The sequence below is a fragment of the Paraburkholderia sp. J67 genome (assembly GCF_905220265.1).
GTDB lineage: Bacteria > Pseudomonadota > Gammaproteobacteria > Burkholderiales > Burkholderiaceae > Paraburkholderia.
The window spans coordinates 99,062-122,710 of sequence record NZ_CAJMZK010000028.1 but is presented as its reverse complement, the minus strand read 5'-3'; the positions used below and the strand labels follow the sequence as shown (position 1 = coordinate 122,710).

The 23,649-nt window shown below is 56.0% G+C and carries 21 protein-coding genes and 3 pseudogenes; 11 read left to right on the top strand and 13 right to left on the bottom strand.

The features are described 5' to 3' along the window. Positions 1-221 precede the first annotated feature (221 nt). Positions 222-761, bottom strand: a complete 540-nt coding sequence (locus U5782_RS33665; RefSeq protein ID WP_322048171.1) for a hypothetical protein — start codon at positions 759-761, stop codon at positions 222-224. A gap of 360 nt (positions 762-1,121) precedes the next feature. Between U5782_RS33665 and U5782_RS33660 the strand changes: the two genes are divergently transcribed. Then, a complete protein-coding gene (locus U5782_RS33660) occupies positions 1,122-1,712 on the top strand; it encodes a DUF6817 domain-containing protein (RefSeq protein WP_322048170.1) in 591 nt (196 codons plus the stop codon). A 32-nt stretch (positions 1,713-1,744) separates the two neighbouring features. Here U5782_RS33660 and U5782_RS33655 read toward each other — a convergent pair whose 3' ends face one another. After that, a complete protein-coding gene (locus tag U5782_RS33655; protein ID WP_322048169.1) occupies positions 1,745-2,782 on the bottom strand; it encodes a serine hydrolase domain-containing protein in 1,038 nt (345 codons plus the stop codon). A gap of 309 nt (positions 2,783-3,091) precedes the next feature. Here U5782_RS33655 and lpxA point away from each other — a divergent pair, with 309 nt between their 5' ends. Next, on the top strand, positions 3,092-3,880 hold the full coding sequence (lpxA, locus tag U5782_RS33650; protein ID WP_322048168.1) for an acyl-ACP--UDP-N-acetylglucosamine O-acyltransferase: 789 nt from the start codon (positions 3,092-3,094) through the stop codon (positions 3,878-3,880). Between the two features lie 174 nt (positions 3,881-4,054). Next, complete coding sequence (locus tag U5782_RS33645) at positions 4,055-4,561, top strand: GNAT family N-acetyltransferase (RefSeq protein ID WP_322048167.1); 507 nt, start codon at positions 4,055-4,057, stop codon at positions 4,559-4,561. A gap of 313 nt (positions 4,562-4,874) precedes the next feature. Here U5782_RS33645 and U5782_RS41715 read toward each other — a convergent pair whose 3' ends face one another. Further along, a complete protein-coding gene (locus U5782_RS41715) occupies positions 4,875-5,180 on the bottom strand; it encodes a helix-turn-helix domain-containing protein (RefSeq protein ID WP_415914451.1) in 306 nt (101 codons plus the stop codon). Positions 5,181-5,782: 602 nt separating this feature from the next. Between U5782_RS41715 and U5782_RS33640 the strand changes: the two genes are divergently transcribed. The 3 genes from U5782_RS33640 to U5782_RS33630 all read left to right on the top strand — a co-directional run bounded on the left by U5782_RS33640 (position 5,783) and on the right by U5782_RS33630 (position 7,493). Continuing rightward, complete coding sequence (locus U5782_RS33640; RefSeq protein WP_322048166.1) at positions 5,783-6,883, top strand: nickel/cobalt efflux protein RcnA; 1,101 nt, start codon at positions 5,783-5,785, stop codon at positions 6,881-6,883. A 129-nt stretch (positions 6,884-7,012) separates the two neighbouring features. Next, positions 7,013-7,288: a metal/formaldehyde-sensitive transcriptional repressor gene (locus U5782_RS33635; protein WP_115532886.1), complete on the top strand. Its 276-nt coding sequence runs from the start codon at positions 7,013-7,015 to the stop codon at positions 7,286-7,288. A 4-nt stretch (positions 7,289-7,292) separates the two neighbouring features. After that, positions 7,293-7,493, top strand: a complete 201-nt coding sequence (locus tag U5782_RS33630; protein WP_322048165.1) for a DUF1289 domain-containing protein — start codon at positions 7,293-7,295, stop codon at positions 7,491-7,493. A 26-nt stretch (positions 7,494-7,519) separates the two neighbouring features. On the opposite strand, the gene U5782_RS33625 is transcribed toward U5782_RS33630, so the two are convergent. Further along, positions 7,520-7,741, bottom strand: a complete 222-nt coding sequence (locus U5782_RS33625) for a hypothetical protein (RefSeq protein ID WP_322048175.1) — start codon at positions 7,739-7,741, stop codon at positions 7,520-7,522. A 453-nt stretch (positions 7,742-8,194) separates the two neighbouring features. On the opposite strand from U5782_RS33625, the gene U5782_RS33615 reads away from it, so the two are divergent. Together U5782_RS33615 and U5782_RS33610 are read left to right on the top strand one after the other, a co-directional pair. Then, positions 8,195-9,475: a hypothetical protein gene (locus U5782_RS33615; protein ID WP_322048163.1), complete on the top strand. Its 1,281-nt coding sequence runs from the start codon at positions 8,195-8,197 to the stop codon at positions 9,473-9,475. Positions 9,476-9,793: 318 nt separating this feature from the next. Then, positions 9,794-9,916 (top strand): annotated as a pseudogene (locus U5782_RS33610) (integrase); the annotation flags it as partial. A gap of 1,580 nt (positions 9,917-11,496) precedes the next feature. On the opposite strand, the gene U5782_RS33605 reads toward U5782_RS33610, so the two are convergent. Beyond that, on the bottom strand, positions 11,497-12,321 hold the full coding sequence (locus U5782_RS33605; protein WP_322048162.1) for an alpha/beta hydrolase: 825 nt from the start codon (positions 12,319-12,321) through the stop codon (positions 11,497-11,499). Positions 12,322-12,431: 110 nt separating this feature from the next. On the opposite strand from U5782_RS33605, the gene U5782_RS33600 reads away from it, so the two are divergent. Next, positions 12,432-13,040, top strand: coding sequence for a CGNR zinc finger domain-containing protein (locus U5782_RS33600; protein WP_322048161.1), 609 nt, complete (start codon positions 12,432-12,434; stop codon positions 13,038-13,040). 137 nt (positions 13,041-13,177) lie between these two features. On the opposite strand, the gene U5782_RS33595 is transcribed toward U5782_RS33600, so the two are convergent. From U5782_RS33595 to U5782_RS33560, 8 genes and pseudogenes are all read right to left on the bottom strand, one after another. Further along, positions 13,178-13,444, bottom strand: a complete 267-nt coding sequence (locus U5782_RS33595; protein WP_322048160.1) for a hypothetical protein — start codon at positions 13,442-13,444, stop codon at positions 13,178-13,180. Positions 13,445-14,404: 960 nt separating this feature from the next. Further along, positions 14,405-14,622, bottom strand: a pseudogene (locus U5782_RS33590) (IS3 family transposase); the annotation flags it as partial. Between the two features lie 166 nt (positions 14,623-14,788). Continuing rightward, positions 14,789-14,970, bottom strand: a pseudogene (locus U5782_RS33585) (transposase); the annotation flags it as partial. Between the two features lie 146 nt (positions 14,971-15,116). Continuing rightward, positions 15,117-15,404, bottom strand: a complete 288-nt coding sequence (locus U5782_RS33580) for a PAAR domain-containing protein (protein WP_322048159.1) — start codon at positions 15,402-15,404, stop codon at positions 15,117-15,119. A gap of 18 nt (positions 15,405-15,422) precedes the next feature. After that, complete coding sequence (locus U5782_RS33575) at positions 15,423-16,346, bottom strand: hypothetical protein (protein WP_322048158.1); 924 nt, start codon at positions 16,344-16,346, stop codon at positions 15,423-15,425. A 4-nt stretch (positions 16,347-16,350) separates the two neighbouring features. Next, on the bottom strand, positions 16,351-17,544 hold the full coding sequence (locus U5782_RS33570; protein WP_322048157.1) for a DUF2515 family protein: 1,194 nt from the start codon (positions 17,542-17,544) through the stop codon (positions 16,351-16,353). A 14-nt stretch (positions 17,545-17,558) separates the two neighbouring features. Then, entirely contained in the window at positions 17,559-17,831 is a 273-nt protein-coding gene (locus U5782_RS33565) for a hypothetical protein (RefSeq protein ID WP_322048156.1), read from the bottom strand. After that, positions 17,828-20,230, bottom strand: a complete 2,403-nt coding sequence (locus U5782_RS33560) for a type VI secretion system Vgr family protein (RefSeq protein ID WP_322048155.1) — start codon at positions 20,228-20,230, stop codon at positions 17,828-17,830. The genes U5782_RS33565 and U5782_RS33560 overlap by 4 nt, the downstream gene beginning before the upstream one ends. A 539-nt stretch (positions 20,231-20,769) precedes the next feature. Between U5782_RS33560 and U5782_RS33555 the strand changes: the two genes are divergently transcribed. Together U5782_RS33555 and U5782_RS33550 are read left to right on the top strand one after the other, a co-directional pair. Then, positions 20,770-22,140, top strand: coding sequence for a hypothetical protein (locus U5782_RS33555; RefSeq protein WP_322048154.1), 1,371 nt, complete (start codon positions 20,770-20,772; stop codon positions 22,138-22,140). A 49-nt stretch (positions 22,141-22,189) separates the two neighbouring features. Continuing rightward, the gene (locus U5782_RS33550; RefSeq protein ID WP_322048153.1) at positions 22,190-23,491 is read left to right on the top strand and encodes an XAC2610-related protein; all 1,302 of its coding nucleotides are present in this window, start codon (positions 22,190-22,192) and stop codon (positions 23,489-23,491) included. Positions 23,492-23,649: the final 158 nt, after the last annotated feature.

Below are 23,649 nucleotides of genomic sequence, written 5' to 3'. Positions count from 1 at the left end.
CCTCGGGATGGTCGTCCGCGATCATCCGCGGACGACGCGATGCAAAATGCATGAGTCCGTGCGCGGCCAAAAGCGGTCCTTCGGATGTGCCGCTCGCCGGTCGTTTGAAGACCCTCCTTTTGTAAGCGACTGGTTACAACCCCTGCTGCTCTATTGCGCAATGCGCTTAAGGTCGTCAGGCTTCCAAGCTTTGTTTGAAGAACGCCAAGATACCCACTAAATCAAGAGGATGTGAAAAGCGATTCGCAACCGGCTTCGCGTACGACCTTTTGCTTACGCTTTAGATCCCATACGCCCGGATAAGACTCCGGCGTGCATCGCATGCTGCCATCAGCGCTCACGTAGCGCCCGTCGGGAGAAATCCGGCCAGGCCTTGAGTCGCTGTAGGTGAACGATTCCTTGAGCACGCGCGACGTGCTCTTCGCCGGGCTATACATCCCAAAAAAGTTGGCAACAGGCTGTCTGCTTCCGAGCTTCGCAACCAATGCGGTGTACATGAGGGGGCTAGAGCTCACGACGGCAACCGAGAGATACAGGCCAGCCGCGATGTTTACGTCGGTCACGGTGCCGGCCTTGTCGGGAATACGTTCGATCGAAGCAGCGCCACTGGCGCAGTTGGTAACCGACGTGACGCTCACGTATTCGACGTTGCCAAGAGTGACAATCGTTTTATTCCAATTGAAAACGGGCGTCGCTTTCTCAAGCTCCGTATTGATCCGACATTGCTTTTCAGTGTGATCTGCATCGGTGACGACGAGCATTCCTGTCGCTGGGACATACCGCACGGAGTCCGGGGTCTGGGCATGGACCTGGAAAGTGACGGCGGCCAGCGCAGTGGCAAACCATTTATTGTTTCTCAATTTAAGACCTTTAAAGCGTCGACTGTTGCGGTAAAGCGCTCAGCATGAGCAAGCACATTCTTACCGTTGATTGCCGCTGTGAACAGAAAGCAATTCCTTCTCAACGCCTCGGTATCCGGTGAGGATCGCACCGAGCCGGTCGTGTGCAACCGCTCGGGTGACGATGCAACGCGCATGAGTCCGTGGGCGGCCACATTGAGACGTTCGGCGATTCAAGCTAGATTGCTGACAATCGCTCACCGTCGACCATGAGGGGTATCCATGCTGGAGCAATTGCAAACAGAGATGCGCGGGTTCGGGACTGATGAGATATTGCATTTCGGAAGACCGTTGACGGCACACCTTATCGAGACAGGACGGTGGCTTGAGAGGTGGGGTAGTCCGCCCACGCTTGTTGCTGCTGGAGCCTTTCACAGCATTTACGGGACGGAGGAGTTTCGTGAAAAAGCCGTCTCCGTGGATCGTCGCTCCGAGATACGAGAGATTATTGGTGAAGAGGCTGAAAACTTGGTCTATCTCTTTTGCATGGCGGACCGCAGCGCACTATTTTCCGGTCAAGCGGCAGCGCCATATTCTGTCCCGCTGCCGTCGATGAATGCTAGCGTCGATCTGGATGAGGTAACGTTCAGAGCACTTCTGGAGATGGAGGCAGCGAACATCATCGACAGCGCGCTACATCAGCCGAACACGCCTCCTGCTGCAGGATCGTTCTGGTTTGCGAGATTCGAGTCCGTACGAAATCGGCTTTCCGACAGCGCCTATGTCACGGCTCGCAGAACCCTGACGAACTGGACTCCGGACCAGGCGCGCGATCGCATGAGTTCGGAAGGATGGCTGATCGACGATCGATGAGAATCATCGTCGACGATAGAGCCGGTCCACTATCAGAAAGGAATTACACCAGGTGCATCGAACGGCTTGCCCAAAGCGAGTGCAAGCAAGCCTTTAGAGATGTAAATCGGATCTGATTTCAGTTTTGAGTCACCGTTTCCGTTGTTCGACAGCACGATTACATCGGCAGTCCAGTTGGCGCCAATGACGCGCGAGGCTCCAGCAAGAAATCCGCTTATGCCACCCCAATGAAATCGAACTTGCGGATCGACCTTGTTGACCATCATTCCGAATCCCAGACCATCGCCGTGATCAGCGAACATGGCATTACGGGACTCGTCCCGAAGCAACGCACCCCCATGTAACACGTCTTGCCAGACCGCGAGGTCGTCGACTGTCGAGTAGAGCCCGCCGGCTGCGAAAGGCAAGCTCATAGCGATATGTGGCGCGCGGGTCCATTCCTGACCGTCGAAGAAGTAACCGCTCGCAAGCGACGGAATGAGCGAGGAGCCGTCATCGTAGCCAGTGCTGGTCATTCCCAGCGGTTCGAATAGCCGGGCTTTCAAGGCCTCAGCGTAAGGTTGTGAACACACTGCCTCAATTACACAGCCCAGTGCGGTGTACCCTGAGTTGCTGTACCTCGCGCTTGTTCCCGGTGCGAAATCCAGCTCTAGCTTTCCCACCAGTGCAATGACTTCTGCGGGCGTGCGGTCAATCTTCGAGAACTCCTTGGGAAAGCTTTCAAGCGACGTGTAGTTCGGGATACCGGAGCGGTGGCACAGGAGCATCCGGATCGTAATGTCGCGCCATGCGCGGTTGGTTTCGGGAATGAATCGAGCGATGGAATCGTCGAGCGCAAGCGACTGCTCTTCGGCAAGAAGAAGAATGGTTGCAGCCGTGAACTGCTTCGTGACCGAGCCAATGCGAAACCGCGTCGACGGCTGATTGGGGACTTTAAACTCTCGATTGGCGAGCCCTGCCGCGCCTCTCAGTCGCAACATCCCGTTGATTCGAACCAGATATGCACCGCTGAAAGCATCCTCCGAGTCAGCGAGGAATTGAGCCACTTTGCGGTCCAGATCATCGACCATGGGAAGTTTCTTTGCGTGCATGTTCAAGGCTCACTTTCGCTCATGGCTTACAGCATGGTGCACGATTTACCGCCTTATCGTTGGATCACCCTCTTCGCACAAGGCATCGTGATGCGCGCCCGAGAATATGCTTTACGCATCGTCAGTGGAATCGGGTCAACGACTACTCTCACGTGCGCTATGTTGACTCGATTCTGGAGTGAATTGACCGAAATGCAGCAACTTGGAGCAACTGGGTAATATATCGAATCCGATGCGATGTGTTGTCGATCATCGTTGCCCATATTAGCTCAAACAGGGATTCGATCTGTGATTCACGAAACTGCAATCATTCATCCAGGCGCTGTGATCGAGGAAGGTGCAAAGATTGGCGCCCGAGTTCGGATCGGCCCATTTTGTCACGTAGAGGGCAACGTTGAGATTGGCGAAGGCTCGGTGCTTAAGTCACATGTTGTCGTGAGCGGGCACACCCGCATTGGCCGCGACAACCAAATATTTCCCTTTGCCACCATCGGCGAGGAAAATCAGGATCTCAAATATGCCGGTGAGACGACGTTCGTCGAGATAGGCGACCGAAATAAAATACATGAAAGCGTGACGATCCACAGGGGAACCGTTCAAGGCGGTGGGACCACAAAGATCGGAAGCGGCAACATGCTGATGGTCAACGCCCATATTGCACACGATTGCGTCGTAGCTGACCATTGCGTCCTTGCGAATAACGCGACGCTTGCTGGGCATGTCACTCTCGACGAATACGTCATCGTGGGCGGCTTGTGTGCAATCCACCAATTTTGCTCGGTTGGCGCACACGTCATGGTCGGCGGATGTTCGGGCATTGCACAGGATGTGCCGCCTTACGTGATCGCCCAAGGAAATCATGCTTCACCGAAAGGCGTCAACACGATCGGTCTAGAGCGACGCGGCTTTAGCAAGAATGCCATTCAGGCTATCCGCGAGGCTTACAGGGTGCTATATCGGAGTGGGAAAACCTTGGAGGAAGCCAAGCCCGAAATCGCGCGGATCGCGGCGTCGCATCGCGAAGTCCAGCCGTTTTACGATTTCCTGGCGCGGTCAACCCGCGGTCTGATTCGATAGTGTGACCTGAGCAATTCGGGACTCCCGCTTATTCGAGATCCTACTCTATGAGCTTGGATACATCGACCTGCACTCCCGAAGAGGGCGTACGCCGTATCCGGTCGCTTACCAACACGCAGGTGGAGTGACCGCTTTCCTTAGCAGCACCAAAACGAATCCACAGAGAAATACACGATGACTTCCCACAGCGTCCGCCGAGCAGCGGTAGTTGACGTGCCGGTGCTCACAAAGATCCGGAACGATGCACACGCAAAGAAGGTTGCGCATGGTGACTATGCTTGGGGCAAGGAAGGAGACGGATTTTCCGAAGGATGGGTGCTAAGAAGTCTTTCGCGACGGGAGGTCTATGTCGTCGAGCAAGATGGCGTACCTATTGGAACGTTCTCTCTGGATTGGGACGATGAACCTTACTGGGGGGAGCAAGAACCTATCGCGGGTTATGTGCATGGGCTTTGTGTGAGAAAGGGCTTTAACGGCAACGGACTTGGCAGATTCATGGTCGATTGGTGTGCTGCCCAGATAAGCATCCGGAGTCGACGTTTTGTTCGGCTTGGCTGCGACGTGAGAAACACCAAGCTATGTGACTACTATGAGTCTCTTGGTTTCGTCCGGTTGCGAACCCAGCCGATACCCGAGCATGGAGACTACATCGAGTCGCTTTACCAGAAAGAGATCGGCTGAGTTTCGACAGTGGTACCGATTTGCACATGGCCGACCTGCGACCGCTTTAGAGTGCAGCGAGAGACCGCTTCGGGCGTGTTATGCCATTTGCATCACGCCCACGCCCGACACGAACGTCGCGTTCCGTCGGCGGGCGCTGAACGGCCAGTTCCAGCCGCTCGCTGGAGTGGGTTCTCAGAGATTCGAACGGCCGATGCAGATGCGAAAACTGCCATTGGGAACAGCCTATGCACGATGTGCCGAAATCAGCGCAGTTGGTACGAGTATCACCGCACTCCATGGCGTATCCAATGTTGAAGCCCATGGTCCCGAATCAGGCGATTGATGTGGGAGTAGGAATAGCAGATCTGGAATTCCCGCTCGGAGGCTGCCTGATGGATTGAATTAGCCGCGCGAGATCCTCGGTGGTGAGACGCGGCCTGCGTCCGACGTCGCCCATTCCCATCAACGCTTGCGCGCCGCCGACTGCGAAAGCGCTCTGATAGCGCCGTGCTGTCGCTGGACTCAACCCCAGCACAGAAGCGACTTGCGCGATGCTCGTTCCGGCAGCCAGCATCCGCGCTGCGTACGCACGCCGCCCTGACCAGCGGCGACCACCTGGTTTGTCGTTGGCGCTCATGGCCACTCTCTCCCTGAACCAGTGGAGATGATCCCCTGCTTCTGTCACTGACGCCACAAAAGCTGAATCAAATTCAATCTTGAGAGATAGTCGGCCTGTCAGGCCGGTGTGAAGGTGAGCGCGCGGTCAGCCAGTCACGATATGGACGCCTTGATCTGAAAATGTGAACGTTTGAGTGAGCAGATACGAGGCACCCTCCTATGTCTCGAAGCGTTTTCGTTACGCTCAACCCGATCTCGCGCATTGACCCTCAGCGCGCCCTCGTTCCTCGCGATCGCCTCCACCCAGAAATTCGCACGAGCACGCCGCCTCGCCGCGCGCTCGGTCGTGCAGGGAATTTGGTATACCCCCCTACCCCATATGATGTAATATACCCCCCTACCGTATATGTGAAACCAGATTCGGACCGCGATGCCATGCGTTGTGCGACCAACTGGCTGCATCAAGGCATGGGGCGAGGCACAGGCCCAGCCGGCATTAACGGTTCGCTTCCCACAAATCCATCGATATGACCCCACACAGGCACGCCCTGGTGGGCACGGCCGCGAGCGGGAAGCTCTCACCGACGTAGTCCACAGGGACTTCAGGCAAGGAATAACAGAATGACGGACTTTTCCACCCTTCTCTCACAGGGCGCATCCAGTGCGTGGCTGTTCATCCCCAGCGCAATCCTGCTGGGCGCGCTGCATGGTCTGGAACCGGGCCATTCGAAGACGATGATGGCCGCGTTCATCGTGGCGATCCGCGGCACGGTCGGGCAGGCCATCCTGCTCGGTCTTTCCGCGACGCTCTCGCATACGGCCGTGGTCTGGGCGATCGCGCTGGCCGGTATGTATTTCGGACGCAACTGGAACGCCGCGACCAGCGAACCGTACTTTCAGGTCGCCTCGGCGATATTGATCGTCGGCGTCGCGGCGTGGATGATCTGGCGTACCTGGCGCGAGCAGCATCACGCGCACGCCCATCACCATCATGATCATGGCGACGAGGCCAAGCTCATCGACACCGGACACGGCATCGTGCGGCTTGAGGTCTTCGAGAACGGCGTGCCCCCGCGATTCCGTCTGAGCACCGAAAGCGAGCGTGGTCACGTGTGGAATGCAGCGGAGGCGCGCATCCAGACCGAGCGCCCGGGCGGCAGCATCCAGACTTTCACGTTCGTCCAGCGCCGCGGCTATCTGGAATCGCTTGAGGTCATTCCCGAGCCGCACGCGTTCACCGCGCGCCTGACGCTGGGACACGACCGCCATAGCCACGACTACGACGTCGAATTCGTCGAACACGACCATGATCACGCCGGTCTGGACATCGCTTCCGGCGAGTATCAGGACGCCCACGAGCGCGCTCACGCGAACGACATCCGCCGCCGCTTCGCCAACCGCGATGTGACCACGGGCCAGATCGTCATGTTCGGCCTCACGGGCGGTCTGGTCCCGTGCCCCGCCTCGATCACGGTGCTGTTGCTGTGCCTGCAACTCAAGCGCTTTGCGCTGGGCGCGTCGCTCGTGCTGTGCTTCAGCGTCGGTCTCGCACTCACGATGGTGGCCTCCGGCACACTGGCCGCGCTGAGCGTGAAACACGTCTCGAAGAAGTGGGGGGGATTCGGCGATTTCGCCCGGAAAGCCCCGTATTTTTCGGGCGCGCTGATCATGCTGGTTGGGATTTTCGTCGGCTATCAGGGGATTACCGCACTTGGGGCGTAGTCCCCAGGGACGGGGACCGTGTCATCGCATCGCCCGCACGCGATGCGATGACACACTGAAAACGGTTACCATCCTCCCCTTTGCCACGCCGGACGTCAGCACCGGCCTTTCATTCCGTCGAGGTCAGGCATGAGCCATACGATTCGCGAAAAACAGAAACTGCTCAACCGTGTGCGTCGTATCAAGGGGCAGGTTGAAGCCATCGAACGCGCGCTTGAGGACGAACGCGGCTGCATGGACGTCCTTCAGCTCATCACGAGCAGCCGCGGCGCCATGAACGGGCTGCTTGCCGTTGTGCTTGAGGACCATATCCGAACGCACCTCGTTGATGCCGAACCGCACGACGACGAGCACGGCAGCGGTACCGAACAGCTCATCGAAGTCGTTCACAGCTATTTCAAGTAAGACCATGGCAGTCAAATCCCCCTGTATCGATCTCTGCGCTTTCGATGGCAAGACCGGTTTCTGCACCGCCTGCCTGCGCACGCGTGAGGAAGCGCGTGGCTGGAGAAAGATGACTGATCACCGTCGTCACCAGATTCTCAACGAAAGATCCCGGCGACAGGCGAAGCTTGAGCGCGACGCGCCGCGTGCCACACGCGAGGACTGAGGCAATCCCGCCCCTGGCCCATGCGCTCAACGCGGCGCCATGATGCGCAGCACAGGATGTCCGTCGACATCCTTGAGCGGAAACCACGATTGGTGCGTGGCCGCATCGGCACCAACAACGTGGGCATTTTCCCCCACCCACCCCTCGCTGGTTTTCTGCACGCGCGAAAGATGATGGGTGAGCTTTTTCAGGAGACGGCAGAGCGTGTGAAGACCCGCAATCCAGCACTCGCCGCCAGGCTGCAGCATGCAAATCCCCATTGGCCGCGACATACGGACGCAACACATGCGCTCAATGCAGGTGTTGAGCTTGTGGCCGTATGCGATAACCTGCGACATTCATCAATAGCGACAACCTCGACCTGCCTGCACGGAAACGACCGGCGGCGCGCACATCCGGCAGGCGCTGCATTCGGACGCACCCCATCGCGACACTAGCGCTTAATCCTTCGATAGCCGCACGCACTTCCCCCCAACTGAAGATACGTCGCTCCATTTGGAACAGCCCGCAGGGCGGACGCTCGTTTGATCAAAGAGCAACTTACAGTCTGCAGCAGGCTGTCTCGCCAGACGAGACGTGGGCAAGTAGAAATAAATTACAGCGAAAGGCAAAAGTTCAAAGCTTGTACCGGAAATAACACTTCCGTCTCCCACGTTGCGTTGCTAACCTGTGTCTCGGATGACCAACACAAAGGCAACACGATGGAGCGCCAACAATTCCACCGTTTCTCGAACGATCTGATGCGCCTCGGCGCAGAAGGGATCACAGCGCCCCAATTCAGTCTTGGACAATCAGGGGGCTACGAACTCCGGTACACGCCTTTCGAGTACGTCAACCGAGATGCAAAGCTGGTCATCGTGGGAATCACTCCCGGCAATACCCAGCTTGAACTGTCGTATGGCAAAGCGCAGGAACTTCTCCGACAGGGGCTTCCGTTTGATCAGACCCTGCGCGAAATCAAGAAGTTCGGTGCCTTCGGTGGATCATCGATGCGCCCGAATTTGTTGAAGATGCTACGGCATTTTGAGTTCGAGCGACTGCTTGGAATCAGCGATGTTGAATTGCTATGGGGGGAGCACGCTGACCGTCTGCAGTCAACATCGGTGGTGCCTCACGCTGCCTTCAAAAGAGGAAAAATGTTCGCCGGAAGCTTCGACGAAGTTCTGGCATCATCGCTCCTCAGCGAATGCTTTCGCGACTGCTTCGTGCCCTCGGTAAAGGAAATGAGTTCAGACACGCTGTTTGTCGGTCTCGGCCCCTGTCCTCAAGCCGCGTTAGACTGGTGTATCCGAAACGGCAACCTCCACCCCAAGCAAGTCCTAGGAGCGTTCTGCCACCCCTCCGGCGCGGGCGGCAGTACAACCCGCTACTACCTGAGGGAAGTCGTCAGGGAAGAGCTTGATGCCAAGAATCCGGTTCGCAGTCGGGCCGACTGGCTTGACAGCGCCTACGAACAGATGCGTGCGGCAATCTCTTCGCTTCTCGGTCAAGCTACTCAGGAACTGCCAGCAAAGCGCGACGAAGACCCTGAAATGCCGACATCCAGTATGCCGTTATCTCGACAGACCAACCTGCCTTTGGCCAACGCCAAAGACGCCATGGTTAGCAAAGACACTAACGATGAAGTTGCGGTCATCCTTGTCGAAGTTCAGAGGGCTGGCTACACACTGACAAACCAGACTTTGAAACTCGCGGAATTCGTCGCCCCACGCGGCCAGACCATTTATCTAGTCAAGACTACATCGACGACGAATCGCATCAATCTAATGGTGCATCCCAGCCTGATACCTGCCTCGGTAAGGGCATTACCAGGAGTCGCATCGGTCAGCGAAGAGCATCGCTTCCACTCGAACATGACCCGGTTTCCGAAACGATTGAATCGTGGGAAGACTGCGACCGCGTACGGATGGCTGGTAAATCTCGATGCGCTCGGTGATCTACCTAATTTCCTCGCCGCTTTTGCTAACGCGGAATTTGATTGACCAGCTTACTCTTGAACCGCCGACCGATAAAGTTGGGCTAGTTTGTTCAACTGCAGGCTGGAGAGCCTCTGCATGTCAATAGGCAGCATGTCGATCATTTGAGCGGGAAACTTCACACCGAGAGGGCCCTATTGTCAGTCAATGCCAGAGCCGGGACGTGAATATATCCGCCAGCCGCATCGCCAAAAGCATGCGTCCGCCCTTCCAGTACAAATATCGCAGTTAGCGCGCACAGCGCGGCATCGAAGTCGTCAATTGCCTTCAAACTCTTGTATCGATGTTCGCGCTTTCTAGTCCCTCGGATCGTTGGCGGCGCTTTCCCATACGATGCCCCGCACCAAGGCTTCGTTGATCTACCGACGAACGAAGAACCTTCCGGCGCTGCAGCTATTGCGTGGGCACACCAAGTTGGAAAGTACAATGCGCTACCTCGGCATTTAAGTCGACGACGCCCTCCAGACGGTGGAGCAGACCGAGGTCTGACAGCAGCATGGCCGGCGAGCGAACGCTTGCCGGTCAATCGCCTTGATGCTCGCGCAGACATTCAAACGTCGGCTCGACCCTGCGGATTCAACCGGTCGACGCAATTGTTTTCCCGTTCAGCCGGCGTTTCTGTGCACGGTACTGGGCCGTGACTCGAATGCTAATCAACGCGGAACAAGCGGCCCGATTGCGGACACACGGCGGCTGGTGAGCCGTTGAACCAGACTTGCTCTTTCTCGAGTTGCAGCGACGTCGAGGAAGCAATATCGAAAACGATCTTCAGCGCGCTTCCAATATTGGCGTCTTCTATGGGCAGTTCCCACGTCAGGAAAATCTGGGCGAAGTCCTGGTCCGGGGCGAATTCGGCCGCAGAAAAACTGTCACCCTCACCACGATCACCCTCGGTGGTTCGCTTACCTCGTTATGCGCCGTGCACTTTGCCCCAATTTGCCCCCGGTTTAGGCGGTACTGCGGGTACTGCTGCTCCCGGTACTAGCTGCGCATCGATGTCGATTATTCCTCCGTCTATCGACACTTCATGCCCATCGCTCTCCCGGCGCCGTATTCCCATGCATCGCAGGACGAGGCTCGGCTCTGCGCCTGGTAGATTACTGTACCGTTGGCAGCGAAATATGAAACTCATACGGCCGATGCCTTTGTCTCCGACAAGCACGAAACCCGTCATTGCGCCAGGACCGCGGGCCTCGTCAGGTACAAATTCCGCGCGGTCAATAATAATCGGAGTCCACCCGCATCGACCAGGGCTGTAGCGATCGAGGTAAATGTGAACTGAGAATTTCGATTCCCCGGCAGGCACGCGTACGGTGTCGTAGATCGTCTGCGCTACCTTCGGAGCGCCAGTCAATACCATAGCAAGCGAACGCGCACGGCATGCGTCGTTGGTCGTACTGTAAGTTGCAATAAACCAAAGCTCGATACGGGGATCCTTTTTTCCTTGGATGACAACGTCCGCGTGCGGACTCGGATTCAGTTCCGGACTATCGCTGAACGAATTCTGTGGCTCCCGGCGGTGGCTCTCGAAGTTCATCACCCTCGCCGGTGCGGCTTGTGACAGTGCTGTAAGTACGACCGCACAAATGACGAGACGTCGTGCATTCATGTTGCCTCCCAGCTGTAGTTTTTTCGAAAAGCCACTGGGATCAAGCATCGCATTTGCTTGAGTCCTCAGACATGTTCGTCCCCACTACTGGTAGATGCCCATTTCTTCACCCAAACGAATTGCAGAATCGCGTCTGACTTGACGAGGTGTATGTACGATGCCGAACGATATGCTGTCGAGCTTCGTACCGACCGGCTGTTAGAGTTCAGAACCAGCCGTTCGGCAAAGAACGGGGGAACGGCTGCAACGGGTCGACTACAGGCAACTGAATAAGGCAGAAGCCGACCTTTGAATGATGGCAATCCGTTCGGTCGCCGCCGCTTACTGACCGAACATTGTCGCCGAGTTGTCTGTCAAAGGCGCAGGACACCTCTTCACGCAATGTGAGCGAAGCTCCTTGTGTCGGTGCAACTGACGGTCATCTCTTTTCAGACAGGAAACGCAACAACGCAGCCACAATGGCTTCCGGAGCGTCCTCTTGTACGAGATGCCCGGCGTTGGCAATCACTTGCAGTTGTGCGCCAGGGATAGCGAGCTGCAACTGCCGACCGCGCTCCGCAGGGATCCATTGATCGTCTTCCCCCCAAAGCACTAACGTTTGGCAGCGCACCTTTGAGTAGAGCGCGGAAACTTCCTCGGTGTAGCGCTGATCCATCTGTGCAATCTGGCGGTAAAACGCGGCTTGCCCCACGGCGCCTAGCCAGGGTTGCACATAGGGGTGAATCTCCTCGTCAGTCATGGGACGCTGTATGGCACCACGTACGTAGGCAGGCACGATGGCGCGGTGAATATATTCCGGAAGACCGCCAAACGCAGCTTCGTGCTGCCGGACATGTTGCACGAATGGGGAGCCCCAGGGCGATAGCGCCACCGGATCAATAAGCGTCAGACTGCGGTATTCCTTGCCCCCCAACAAATGCGCCCTTAAGGCCGTAGCACCACCAAAATCGTGTGCTACGACGTCCGGCCGCTCCACCGCCCAGTGATCAAGCAATTCCGCGAGTAGCAGATTTTGCAGGCCTAGCGATACGTCTTGTCCTTGCCGTTGCTCGGACTGTCCATAGCCGAGCAAATCGTAGCAATGCACTCGATGGATCGCGTAAAAGTGCGGAGCAATGCGACGCCACACGTAAGAGGAGAAAGGCGTGCCATGCACAAAGATCAAGGGTGAGCCTTCGCCTCGTATCGAGTAGCGAACTGCCTGACCACGAAATTCGTAACAACGATCGAGACCCCAGCCCATGGCGCCCTCGTCTAACGGTCTAAATGGTATTCACGCATTACTCTACCTTGTTTTCATCTAACGTGTAAAATTAGTTTTAAGCGTTATGTTTCGGTGACTGGAAAGCGACAATGGACGATCAGGAATGGAACGCCGGCAGTTTTGCTGGAGGGGCTTTGTGCCTGGATTTTGCGAACACCCAGGGAGGCTGGGACAAGACGCGGGACCACGAGCGCTTACCTGACTATTCGGCAGCCATCGAATGGGCCTGCGCCGCTGGCGCGGTTTCTGAAAGTGAGAGCCTGCGTCTGCGGGCCATGGCCCAGCGAGTACCCACGGAAGCCGAATGCAACGCCAAGAAGCTGCGATTTTTTCGGGAATGTCTGTATCGGCTCTTTTCCGCGCTAGCAGCTGGCCACGAGGCGAAATCTGAGGATGAGGATTGCTTGCGTGCTGCCATTGCCGCAGCACTCGACACCGCCCGTTTGAAGAGTTACCCCGGTGGGTACGATTGGAAGATCGATCAGGAAAAGGCTGGCCTGAACACGATGCTGAACCGTATCGCTCTAGATGCTCAGAAGCTTATTTTAGGCAGTGAAACGCCCAACGTGAAGGAGTGCGAACGCTGCTCCTGGCTGTTCGTCGATCGCTCAAAGAATAAGCGCAGGCGGTGGTGCAAGGCTGAGACCTGCGGAAATCGGACCCGTGCGTCCAAGCACTATCAGCTAACAAAAGCCTGAGCGTGCATTACGCGTCGGTCGGCAACTGCCGTGGCTAAGCGCCAGCCCGAAATTTCAGGTGACTCGGTCGACCGGTATTCACTGAAACCTGCCTCTGGACGTCGACGGAACGAACGGCAGAAACGGGTCGCACACCGTCACTGACGGTCGACGGCTCTGAGATATGCCAAGCTCAGTGCGTGAACATCTCGGACGAGTGCCGAGCGGTAATCGAGGAACCAGGCGCCGTCAAGATTGAAAAGCTTTAGCAGGTCGGCTTCGTCACGAGGTAAAGGCAACGTGTGCACCTCTTGCGCCATCCAGCGGCGAGCTTCAATCAACTTCGCCCGCTCGAGCCAGTCGCAATATGCCCCATTGGACGATAGCCAGATCTGACAAGATTCGATCAGATGATCGGTTCGCATCTACTCGTCACTCTGGGCATACGCGAGTAATTCTCAAATCGGAAACCACAACCCCGACGTTGTGAACTGCGCTCAAGCGCAAGACGCAGTGTTCTCGAACTCCGTAACAGCCAATCCCGGAGCGCTGCCGAAAGACGCCCTACTCAATGCTCCGGATTGGTCTCCGCCTTCGGGCAATGGGCCTTCACAGCCGCGCCAGTTCGGCTTGCTCCTGCTCTAACGTGTAACGTGTGGCTTCATCGCTCCGATACGTCCAGCAGTCTGCGTGCTTCCAGAAAATATCACCACCCATGTCAGTCCCCGGAACTGCAGCGGAATACGGAAGTACATCCTTGATGACAAAACGTTGTTCCAGCGTTTTCCCCGAATTTAGGAGTTGCTCCTCTAAGCGTGTAGCGTCAAAGCACCTTCGCCATGGAACTCTCAGAAAACGATAGGCGAAACGGGGCATCTTTAACACCGCGGCCCGAATTATCCTCAGTCGTTCGCATCAGTCGCAGCGGTCTTGGCCGGCCGAAAAACAATCAAGCCAAACATGGTGACAGCTATAACGAGCCAAGTGCCGAAGAAAGTCCAGCCGAATGACTCTAGCCAGTCGGGCACCGATGCACTGTGGCTACCACTCACGCCGGCTGCACTTATCAGAACTGCGATGAAACCCGGCCCTGGCGATGCAATCAGAAACACAAGCCCGGTTAAAAATAGCCGGGTTCTTGAAAGATAGGCCCATATATCTCGGGACGTTCGGTTAATCCAGTACAGCTTGCAGGGGAGATAGACGAATAAACCCATACTGTAAAGCAACGAAGCAAAGAACGTTAGAGCAATCGCTTGCACAAGATTTCCCGGGCTTGGATATTGGAAAATAATACTCAATTAGCGATTGGATGCAACGAAAGTAGCGCCTTAGACCCGACGATCGCCATAGCTGGGCAAATCGCCGGCGACGCACCGGATTTACTCAGCCACGCTCGCATCGTCTGTATGCCTCGATTGACAGCCATCCTGCCATCTAGCCGGACGTGACAGTCGTGCCCCTACGTTTCGTAGCATGACACTCCAAGAACCTTTTAGACCAGCTTCACTGATCGCCCTCGGGCAGCAACGGCGAGTGCGCTATCCATTTTTTCCCGACCATGCTCGACTGTTTCACGCAGAATCTCACTCTCCATGGTCTTCATATGGATGCCTCCGGCTTGCGAAGAACTTGTTGCCGTAGCCGTAATAAAAGTAACACCGTTGCGACGATAATTGTGTCACCACTCACGGCGCAATCGAAACGGTGCCAACCGGATCGCGCTGAGGAGCAGGTGCGGCAAGCACCGCCGCCGCCGGCTACGAATTGCTGATCCCGGGCTGGGTCGTTCTTCCACCTGAACCGACCTGGCGCGGCACAAGACCCAATGACGCAGCGAATTCACGCCAGACTTGAAGGTCTCCGCGTCACCGATTGTCACGACGGCTGCTGTCGCTGTCATACGCCCGACGCCAGGAATGGCACCGATTGCCCGCACGCGCGCGTCTTCACTCATTCAATGTTTGAGCAGTTGCTCGATGCGCGCGAACTTCTCATCTCTAAGCATTTACGCAGTCTCGCCAGCTTCCATCGACGCGTACCGTAGCGCATATTCCCCCGTAGGTCAGCCTCACCTCTTTCGCAGTCGAAACGACATCATTCATCTCCCGGCGCGGGCTGGGCAATCAGGATGGCACCACACGTAGTCTTATGCCCCTCGATCGCCATCAGTTGTCCGAAATCCTCACAACCCTCCAGGCCCTCCGCTATTTCAAACAGATGGGGAGCACAACGCGGACAGGTGACCTGGTCGCCCTTCCGGGCGATGGGAATCCTGGCCGCACTCCAGGTCGATGACGGACTGCCTGAAATGACCTTGCCACCGTGACTGGTCATATCGCCCACTACGATCTGCGCTTTTCCCTGCAAGCTGGCTCGTTGCATCCAATCGTCCCTCGCTGATCACTGAGCCCCACCGCTCTGAGCCGAGAAGTCCGGTGCTTCAAATGGCGGCGGCATGTACGAGGTATCAATCTTGAACTCATGCGGATCAAGCCTGGCCTCGACAACATTCCGTTCATTGCGAACCGGTGCCAGCCTGTCGGATAAATACTTCTTCCAGTGCCGCTTCTTGTCATCGTCGTCGTCTGAAAAATACGGCGAGTAATTGTCAGCCGCGGTGCTGATCTTGATACTCACCAGATAACGCCCCACGTCAGGGGCATTGGACGACCAGTACGATAACGTCAGATTCAGAAAAATTCCGTCCGCATAAAATTCCCACACCGGTTCAGCAACAACGAGCCGCTTCCACTCTTCGGGCGTGACGGTATAGGTCGAATCAAGTGAATACGTCTGTCCGGAGTGCGACAAGGCATACAACATTGCCTGTTTTCCCGACAGCCGAGGATCGGATCCTTCGATATACCTCTGCCATCCAGCAGCGCGTAATTGGGCCAGCAAGGACGTGATCTTCTTGCGTGCGTCTTCGTAAGAATCCATTTTCTCGGGGCCTAGTCCGAGCATGAGACTCCAGTTGTCAACGCCATTTTCTGGGAAGTTGCGATCGCCCAATCCCGTCAAGATCGTAACGTTGGAGACTTCGAACGAGTTCTTACCGTGTGAAAACCTTACAACGCCTCGCTCTTTCGCGTCATCCCAGTTCTTGGTGTAGGAGTACACACCCGATGGATGATTCATGACATGGAAGCCCTGATTTTTGACACTACGATCAGGACCCGACTGGATCTCAGTTATCGCTTGATTCATCGCCATCTCCGCCTGCCCAGTTTTTGCCCCCACCTTTCCAAGCAAGATGAACGCAGCGCCAACCACTACAAGTACCAGAAGAACTACCGCTCTCTTTTTTTGCAGATTTTTTATCATTTCGTCACGTCATCCCACCCGTCGCGGCGATTTTATTGAGTTCAGCTACCATGTACGCTTTTTTCTTGTTCATCAAGTAGTGGAAAAGCTCTCTTGTTTTCTTGATCCACGCCATCCGCTCAACATAGTCCTCCAGTTTCATATCAGGCGGCCCGTCCTTCTTCGCGTCTGAGCGGTATTGATTGTCATCAGCATACTCATCTGCCGTGAAACTCAACTGCAGGGGTGGAATCATGGCGTTAAGTGGACGTAATGGCGAAAGCCACCACTTATCGGAGCTAGTCGCCTTATCCATTTTTCGCTGGAATGCGAGCTTATCCATAAACGCCTTGTCATTGTAGATCAGGCATTGCAGCACCTCACCCTGTTCGTGCTGGGCCATGACCCAGAGGTGATTGAATGCAAGCGATGATTTCTTTTTTTTATCTGCTGTTGTTTCCCAGTTTTTGACAAAATCAAAGCCAATGGATACTCGGGGCGTCCACTTGAAATATCCTGGATTTTCCGTATCTTTTCCTATGGGCGCGCCCGATCCAGCGTCACCAGGTCCATTATCGTCACCGTAGCTTTTCGATGACTCATTCACAACCGGACATTTCGGCACGACTTCTGCCGCCCACTTCTGGCGCATCAGATTTGACTTGACGGTCTCATGGAACTCCCGACTATCGCGTTCTATCGCGCATTTTTCGAAGGATTCCGGGTCGGCTGCGTAGCCGTAGCACCACGGTAGAAGATCGTTATAGATCCACAGGTTTCCTTTCCCCAGTGCATCGTGCACCACTCCCATGAGGGGATTGTCCTCAACCTGCCAGGACTTGATATTGCAGGCAACCTGCTTGGCTGCGAACGCGCCCAATCCCGTCCAGTCGAATCGTCCTAGCTTGCTCTCGTCACCGAGGTGAAATTTTTCGAGAAACATCCGTGCATAGCTGGAAGCGACCCGCTGGGCTCTTGCAGCATAATGAAAATACTTCGTGCCTACGAATGACGCATCACCCGATTCAATCGGTGTTTCCTTGATGCTGTGCGAGCTGAACCGGTAGTCTGGCGTGCCGTTCTTCAATATCGGTGTCCGGGTATCGAGCTGAGCCATCGCGTATTGCTGGGCGAGCGACCAGACGAACTTGCAGTTGCAATGCGCGTCAACGCAGGTGTTGCTTTCTGGATCGGTCTTACTTTGCGCCAGGGTATCCATAGCTGTGCGGCCTTTTATTCGTCTGTATCGGTAAAGAGCTCGTCCCAGTGTGGAGCGAATTTCACGTTCTCTTCCTGTTGGGTGTTTAGCGTAGCCGAGCGTCCAAGCTGGTTGGTCTGGAATACATGCTCGCCTGAATCTGCTGTCATCCGGTAAGCGACACCAGGCAACGGGCGCCCGGATGGCGCGAGCATTCTGAATATCTGATCATTGGCCTCGACCGTTGGCGTGCCGGCGGGCGAGACCCCCATCGGCTTGGGTGGCATATTGCTGACCTGCGCATTCACCTGATACTGCCCGGCGCCCACAGTGATCTTTCCCTGTGCAAGCTGGATGTAGCTGTCGCCGCCGTTGAGTAAGACCTGCTTAGTTGCCTTGATGGATATGCTTCCGCCGTCTGGGTGATTTCGAGTTTTGCCAGCAGGTTCAGGTTTTTCTGAAGCGCCTTGATGTCAATGTCGCCCGCGTATGAGACCATCCTGATGCCCAGCTTGTAGGCAAACAAGCGTATGGCGTTTCTGGCCGTAGCGAGCAGATTGTCGCCGCTGCTCACGCTGACATGACCACCGCTCGTCAGCGCTGTGTGCTCGCCACTCGCAAGATGAGTACTGCCTTGAGCGGTCGCCTCGATTCCAGCAGGCGACGCAAAAACCAGGTGCGGCTTTGATAACTCTGGAAATGTTGCGTCGCCTTGCGCCGCCCCCTGTCCTCTGATTTCGTCGTTTTGCTTCCCGATTGCGCTGGTAACGTCAGATCTGTCCTGCTCGTCGTGTGCCTGTGCCTGAACAGCGGCGTTGCCCAGCGTATCGTGTAGATTCGTCGCTTGCGCGAGACGCTGGATCGTCTCCCCCATGTCTTTCGCCGCAGCCATCGCACCGGATCGTGACTCGGTGGTCACCAGCATGCCGCGGTTTGCACGCAGCACGCCCCATGAGTTGGTCGCGAGTTCCCACCCGGTGCCACGCGCCTGCCCTCGACCTGCGTTCCCGTCAATGCGCGTGTTGTACCCGACAACAAGGCGTGACTCCTTATGGTCGCTCGATATTTGCGCCTGAAGTTTTCCTGGGGTGTCGTCGGCGAGAATATGATTTGCCTGCGAACCATCAAGGTCACGAGAGCGCATTCCGGAGAGCGCGCGGTTGTCCGGCAACTTCCACTGGACGAAGTTGGTGCCGTTTGCCACGCGGCCCGTGATCAAGGGCCTGTCGGCTGATCCATCGAGAAACGACACGACGACCTCGTCGCCTATCCGGGGAACCTGGATCACCCCGAATCCCTGGCCTGCCCAAGGATGGCTCACCCGGACCCAGCACGAGCTATTCTCGGTGCGCTGTCCGATCCGATCCCAGTGGAACTGTACCTTTACGCGCCCCAACGCGTCTGTATAGACGGGCTGACCCTGCGGTCCCACCACAGTCGCTGTCTGCATCTGCATAACTGGCTTCGGGTGTTCGAAAGGGCTGTGAAACGGAGCGGATTTGCGCTGCGCTTCGATCTCAACGATAAGCAGACCTTCGGAACCGTCGAAATGCGTGGTGGTAGCATCAGGTTGTCTCGCACGAGCCGCATTCGCCTCGGCCAGCCGTGCCTTCAGACTATGCGGAAAGTCCCCATGATGGGCCGACCCGGGCAGATTATTCTCGATCAGCCACACGACTTCGATGACGGCAAATTCGCGCCGCACGCTCGAGTCACGATCATGCTCCGGATGTCCCACAAGCTCAAACCAGCGGCCGGCGTCGATCGCACGCAAGCTGCCAGTTCCATAGAACCGCTTTCCCCGCGACTCCCATTCTTCCATCCGCACTTTCGTGAGGTGATCTCCGCGGTCCTGGTCCAGGTAGGTGTACGGGCCGGTGTATTCGTACATTTCCAGCTCTTCGGGCAATTCGTGCGACAGCGTCGGAATGCTGGTGCCCTTGGGATTGGCTAGAAGCGAGGGATTTTTATAGTCGAATGTGCGGGTCGTCAGGGACGCACTGTGAATCGATCGCAGGCCGGACCAATGAGTCAGCCCATCGACCTCGCTACTTGTGCCGTTACGGGAGAACTGGACTGTTCGCGGAGCAAGCGGCTCGCACGCGTCGAGGCGGTCCGTAACCGTCAGCGTATGAGACTTGCCATCGTCGGCCTGCTTCCAGATGCCGAACAGACCTTCCTCCTCCATCAATCGATGGACGAAGTTCCAGTCGTCTTCGTATTGCACACAGTACGAACGGGACGGCAGTGGTCTGGAGAGCGCGAAATCAAACCGTCCGTGCGTCTGCGAATGTGCAGCGAATACATCCCCGAGAATCTGGTCGACGGCCTTGTCCTGCCAGATCCGCTGGTCGCGACGGAATTTCAGGAAATGCATCCATGAAGCGAAATGAATCTGGTAGCTGCTAAGCCCGCCTTCTGCGCCCAGTCTGCGCACGGCGTACACGTATCCGTTTCGAGGAAGATAGGTCCGGTCGGTTTGTTGAATCCAGAGCGTGACAGATTTTCCTATCAGTTCCTTCAGCTTAAGATCGCCGCGCGTGGACAGGACATCCAGAGCGAAATCGAAATCCCGACCAATCCGCGACCAGCCTACCATCCGTTGCGGTAGCAACATGTTGTCCCCGATCGGGGTATCCAGCTTGAGGAGTCGATCCTGCTGGAGCAATCCACCTTGCATCGCGCTCACGATGTCCAGCGCACTCATCCCCATCCCCTTTCCGAATTATGCGATATGAGTTTTTGAATTTTTAACTTTTATCTTAAAAAGATTGAGATAGATTAATATATTCTGATTTTCTACTCAAGATACTATATTCCATAGAAATTCGACTCAAAAAACATAGTCGGCAAAACATCCTCAAACCGGGTGATCGTCCGCGAAGCATCGGAAAATTTTCCCGTGACCGACATCCTGCGAGACAGTCCCGACGGTCTGTTCAATCAGTTTGAAGTAGTACCAAATGTGAGAACTACCTGAAGCGACGTCAATCGCAATGCAAAACACTATTTGCATTCGGCCTGAAATGGCCAGAGAATTCGGCGCTTACCGCTCTCCGCAGGAATTCGAATCGACTGACGGGCTACAAACGGGATATCGAGTTGTTGATAAGAAACACCTCCGGCCATGCCGTGATCGCCGATGACCTCGACTTCTCGCTGGAAGAAGGCTTCGTCGATACACCTAAAAGCGGCACCAGCATCGCCCCCAACACAAATTAGAAGAAAATGATGAAAGGCGCATCAATGGACCAATTTCTCCGGATATTCGCTTACAAGTCGAAGGTGTTTGAATGCGGTCTGCTTTTTCTTGTCGGTTTCGCAATCGTTTGTCCCGCGCACGCGTACACGACGTCGACCTGTCAGGAGACATGGTATGCACCAGCCAAAGGCGAGGAGTTTACGGGCTCGATCCATTCATGGACGAAGGTGAAAGAGCAGCCTTGCAGGTCACAGTCCGTGAAAGTTTTGAAGCTTGCAGGCCAGACTCAAGACGACTATAGCGACGTATCCGGCGCGACAGATGCAGAAGGATTCGCGACAGTGAATGGCGGCGGATACCTCGTGCATTTCCTCAGTGTGAGCCAGGGTCCGTATTGCGGCGGGGGCGATGTTCCCGGGCTGGATCCGGAATGCCTTCTGCCGCAGTGGTTGAGGCATTATGAAATACACCGGGAGCGCGATTACTACCAGATCACGCCAGATCGCGAACTGAGTCTGATGGACAAGGAAAAGCCGGATTTGTGCGGAGGCTGGTATGCAACAGACGGCCAAAACGTTTACCTGATATCGCACGCGTTTGATGACGAATCGGGCAACTTCCCCTATACGCCCGTCCGGATCGACAATGCTGACATCGCGACATTCAGATGCTTCGTCCCCGACGGCGCTAAAGACAGCGTTGCATACGAATGGTCTCTCGACAAGGACCACATCTTCCTCTTCGGACGCGCCATCAAGCAGATGTCTCCGGCATTCCCGGTCCATCTGTTCATCGATCAACTCGCGTCGGTCGACAGCCCGGCGATCAATGGACAGCAAGTCTTTAGAATTGGTTTTGATCGCGCGCAATTGATGCCTGGAATCGGTCCGAACATCCGCATCCTGTCGAAGGCGTTCTTCACCGATGGGAAAGCCGTCTTTGATCGAAACTTTCGAAAAATAGCTGGCGTCAGCGGGGATAAATTTCGCGTGGTGATGCCTGTTTGCCCAGTTCCCGGCAACCCGGAGCTCGCTTGCGAGACGTACTCAAGACACGAAACGGATGCAACCATAGAAGTCACAGGCGGTGGGATTGGAGTGCAAAGTGGATCGATCATACTCCCGGTAAACGACTCTCCCAGCAGAGTCGTTATAAACGGAGCAAACGGTGAAAACATCAACTACTTTATCGTTTCAAACTATCCGGGAGCCGTTTATCGTACTGCACCATTCATGCTATTTAACAGCAAGCTGTACAATCTGCTGGCGCTCGCCAGCAAGGACCTCAGCGACGGAGTGCCAATTCACGGATCACTAAGAAGTGCGAAGTGTGGCTACGTCCTGGATGATACTGGAGCAATAAACCTCGTAACTCTGAAGCGAGTTTCCCGGGATAAGATTCCTGAATTTTGCTGACATTTCACTGGCTCGCCCAATGGCAAGCGTCAGTTTCTGGAGAGCCCCGTTGAATATAACCACCGGATCCATGGACGTGGAGAGTGGATGGCAGCGCCAAATGTGTGCGCGTGACGCGCGGTGGTTCGCCGCGCGATCAGCGGCATACCTCACCATCGCGTTGGGCATAGCAACTCACAACACATGGGGCGCGACGTCGGTCGACGCTACCGTTGAGCTTCCTGTCTGGTCCCGCACCTGGACAGGCACGCTTGGCGGCAAGTCCGTTATCGTGGAACTGACACGCACGGCAGACGCGCTGTCTGGCGATTACTGCTACCAGCCATGCGCAGATGCCGTCCGACTGCGCCTGCAGTTGACTGGAACGATTGATACGCAGGAAGCCCTTTTAACAGAGCGCGACATGGGTGCGAAGACACCCGATCAGTCGACAGGGGTCTGGATGCTGAAATCTCTCGATGCCGTTGCGAAGGGCACATGGAGTTCCCCCGATGGCAAACGTACGTTGCCGGTCGTCCTCTCGCAATCCACTTCGGGACGACCATTCCCCTACGATATCCGTCTCCTCGCCGACGCATTGCCGAAAGCCGTTGCCCGTTGTACTTCATCTCACGTCAGCGCAATTCTGCTCTACAGGCAAAACCACCTCGTGCAGGAGTTGCCGACGGACTCACGAGGCACCTGCAGCCTATTCATCCCGGAGGTCATCGACGCGAACTTCGACGGCTGGCCTGATCTGCGCATTCAACTCGGTCAAGGTGCGGGACCTAACGAAGCCTACCAGACCTGGCTGTTCGACCCTAACGCGCAACGGCTTGTTGATGCACCGCGGTCCTTGCAGGACGTGCTATCGCCCGTATTCGATCCGGCACACCGTATGGTGTGGTCTGAAGTTCGCGCGAGTTGTTGCGAATATGGACTGACGACGTATCGCTGGCAGAAAGGTGAACTGAAGGAAATCGAAGCGCAGTCCAGTTACACGCTACCCGTACTCGACGGCACGACGCGACGCTATTGCCTGGCGGCGCCGGATTACGCCGATGGTCACATCTATTTTCCACGTCGCGTCGAGCAATCGGGTCATAGACTGACCCTGACGTTTAAGGATATTGAATCGTGCGATACCGAACTGGGGATGCCCGATGAAGCCGGGGTCGACATCTGGCATACCAATCCCGGCGGTTCGCCTCAACTATTGAAACGGGAAACGAGCACGTGGGCACGTGTATCCACTTCGATTGGGCCACGCTTCTGCCCGGAGGTGCCATTCTTTGCCCATGGCGCGATCCAGCGGATCGTGCTTCGCGATGATCCGGCGCGTTGTTCCGGGAGCGATCCGCGCAAGAACTGAAGGTCCGTGGTCGACTATGCGACCGATTTACCATTGGCTCGTGTGAACATCAGACGAACGCTGCAAGTGCCGATCGCGACCGCCCAGGCTGAACGGCGCATGAACAGCAAAAGTGGAAATTAAGCTATACCGTCGCTGGCGCTCACCGGTTCGTGATG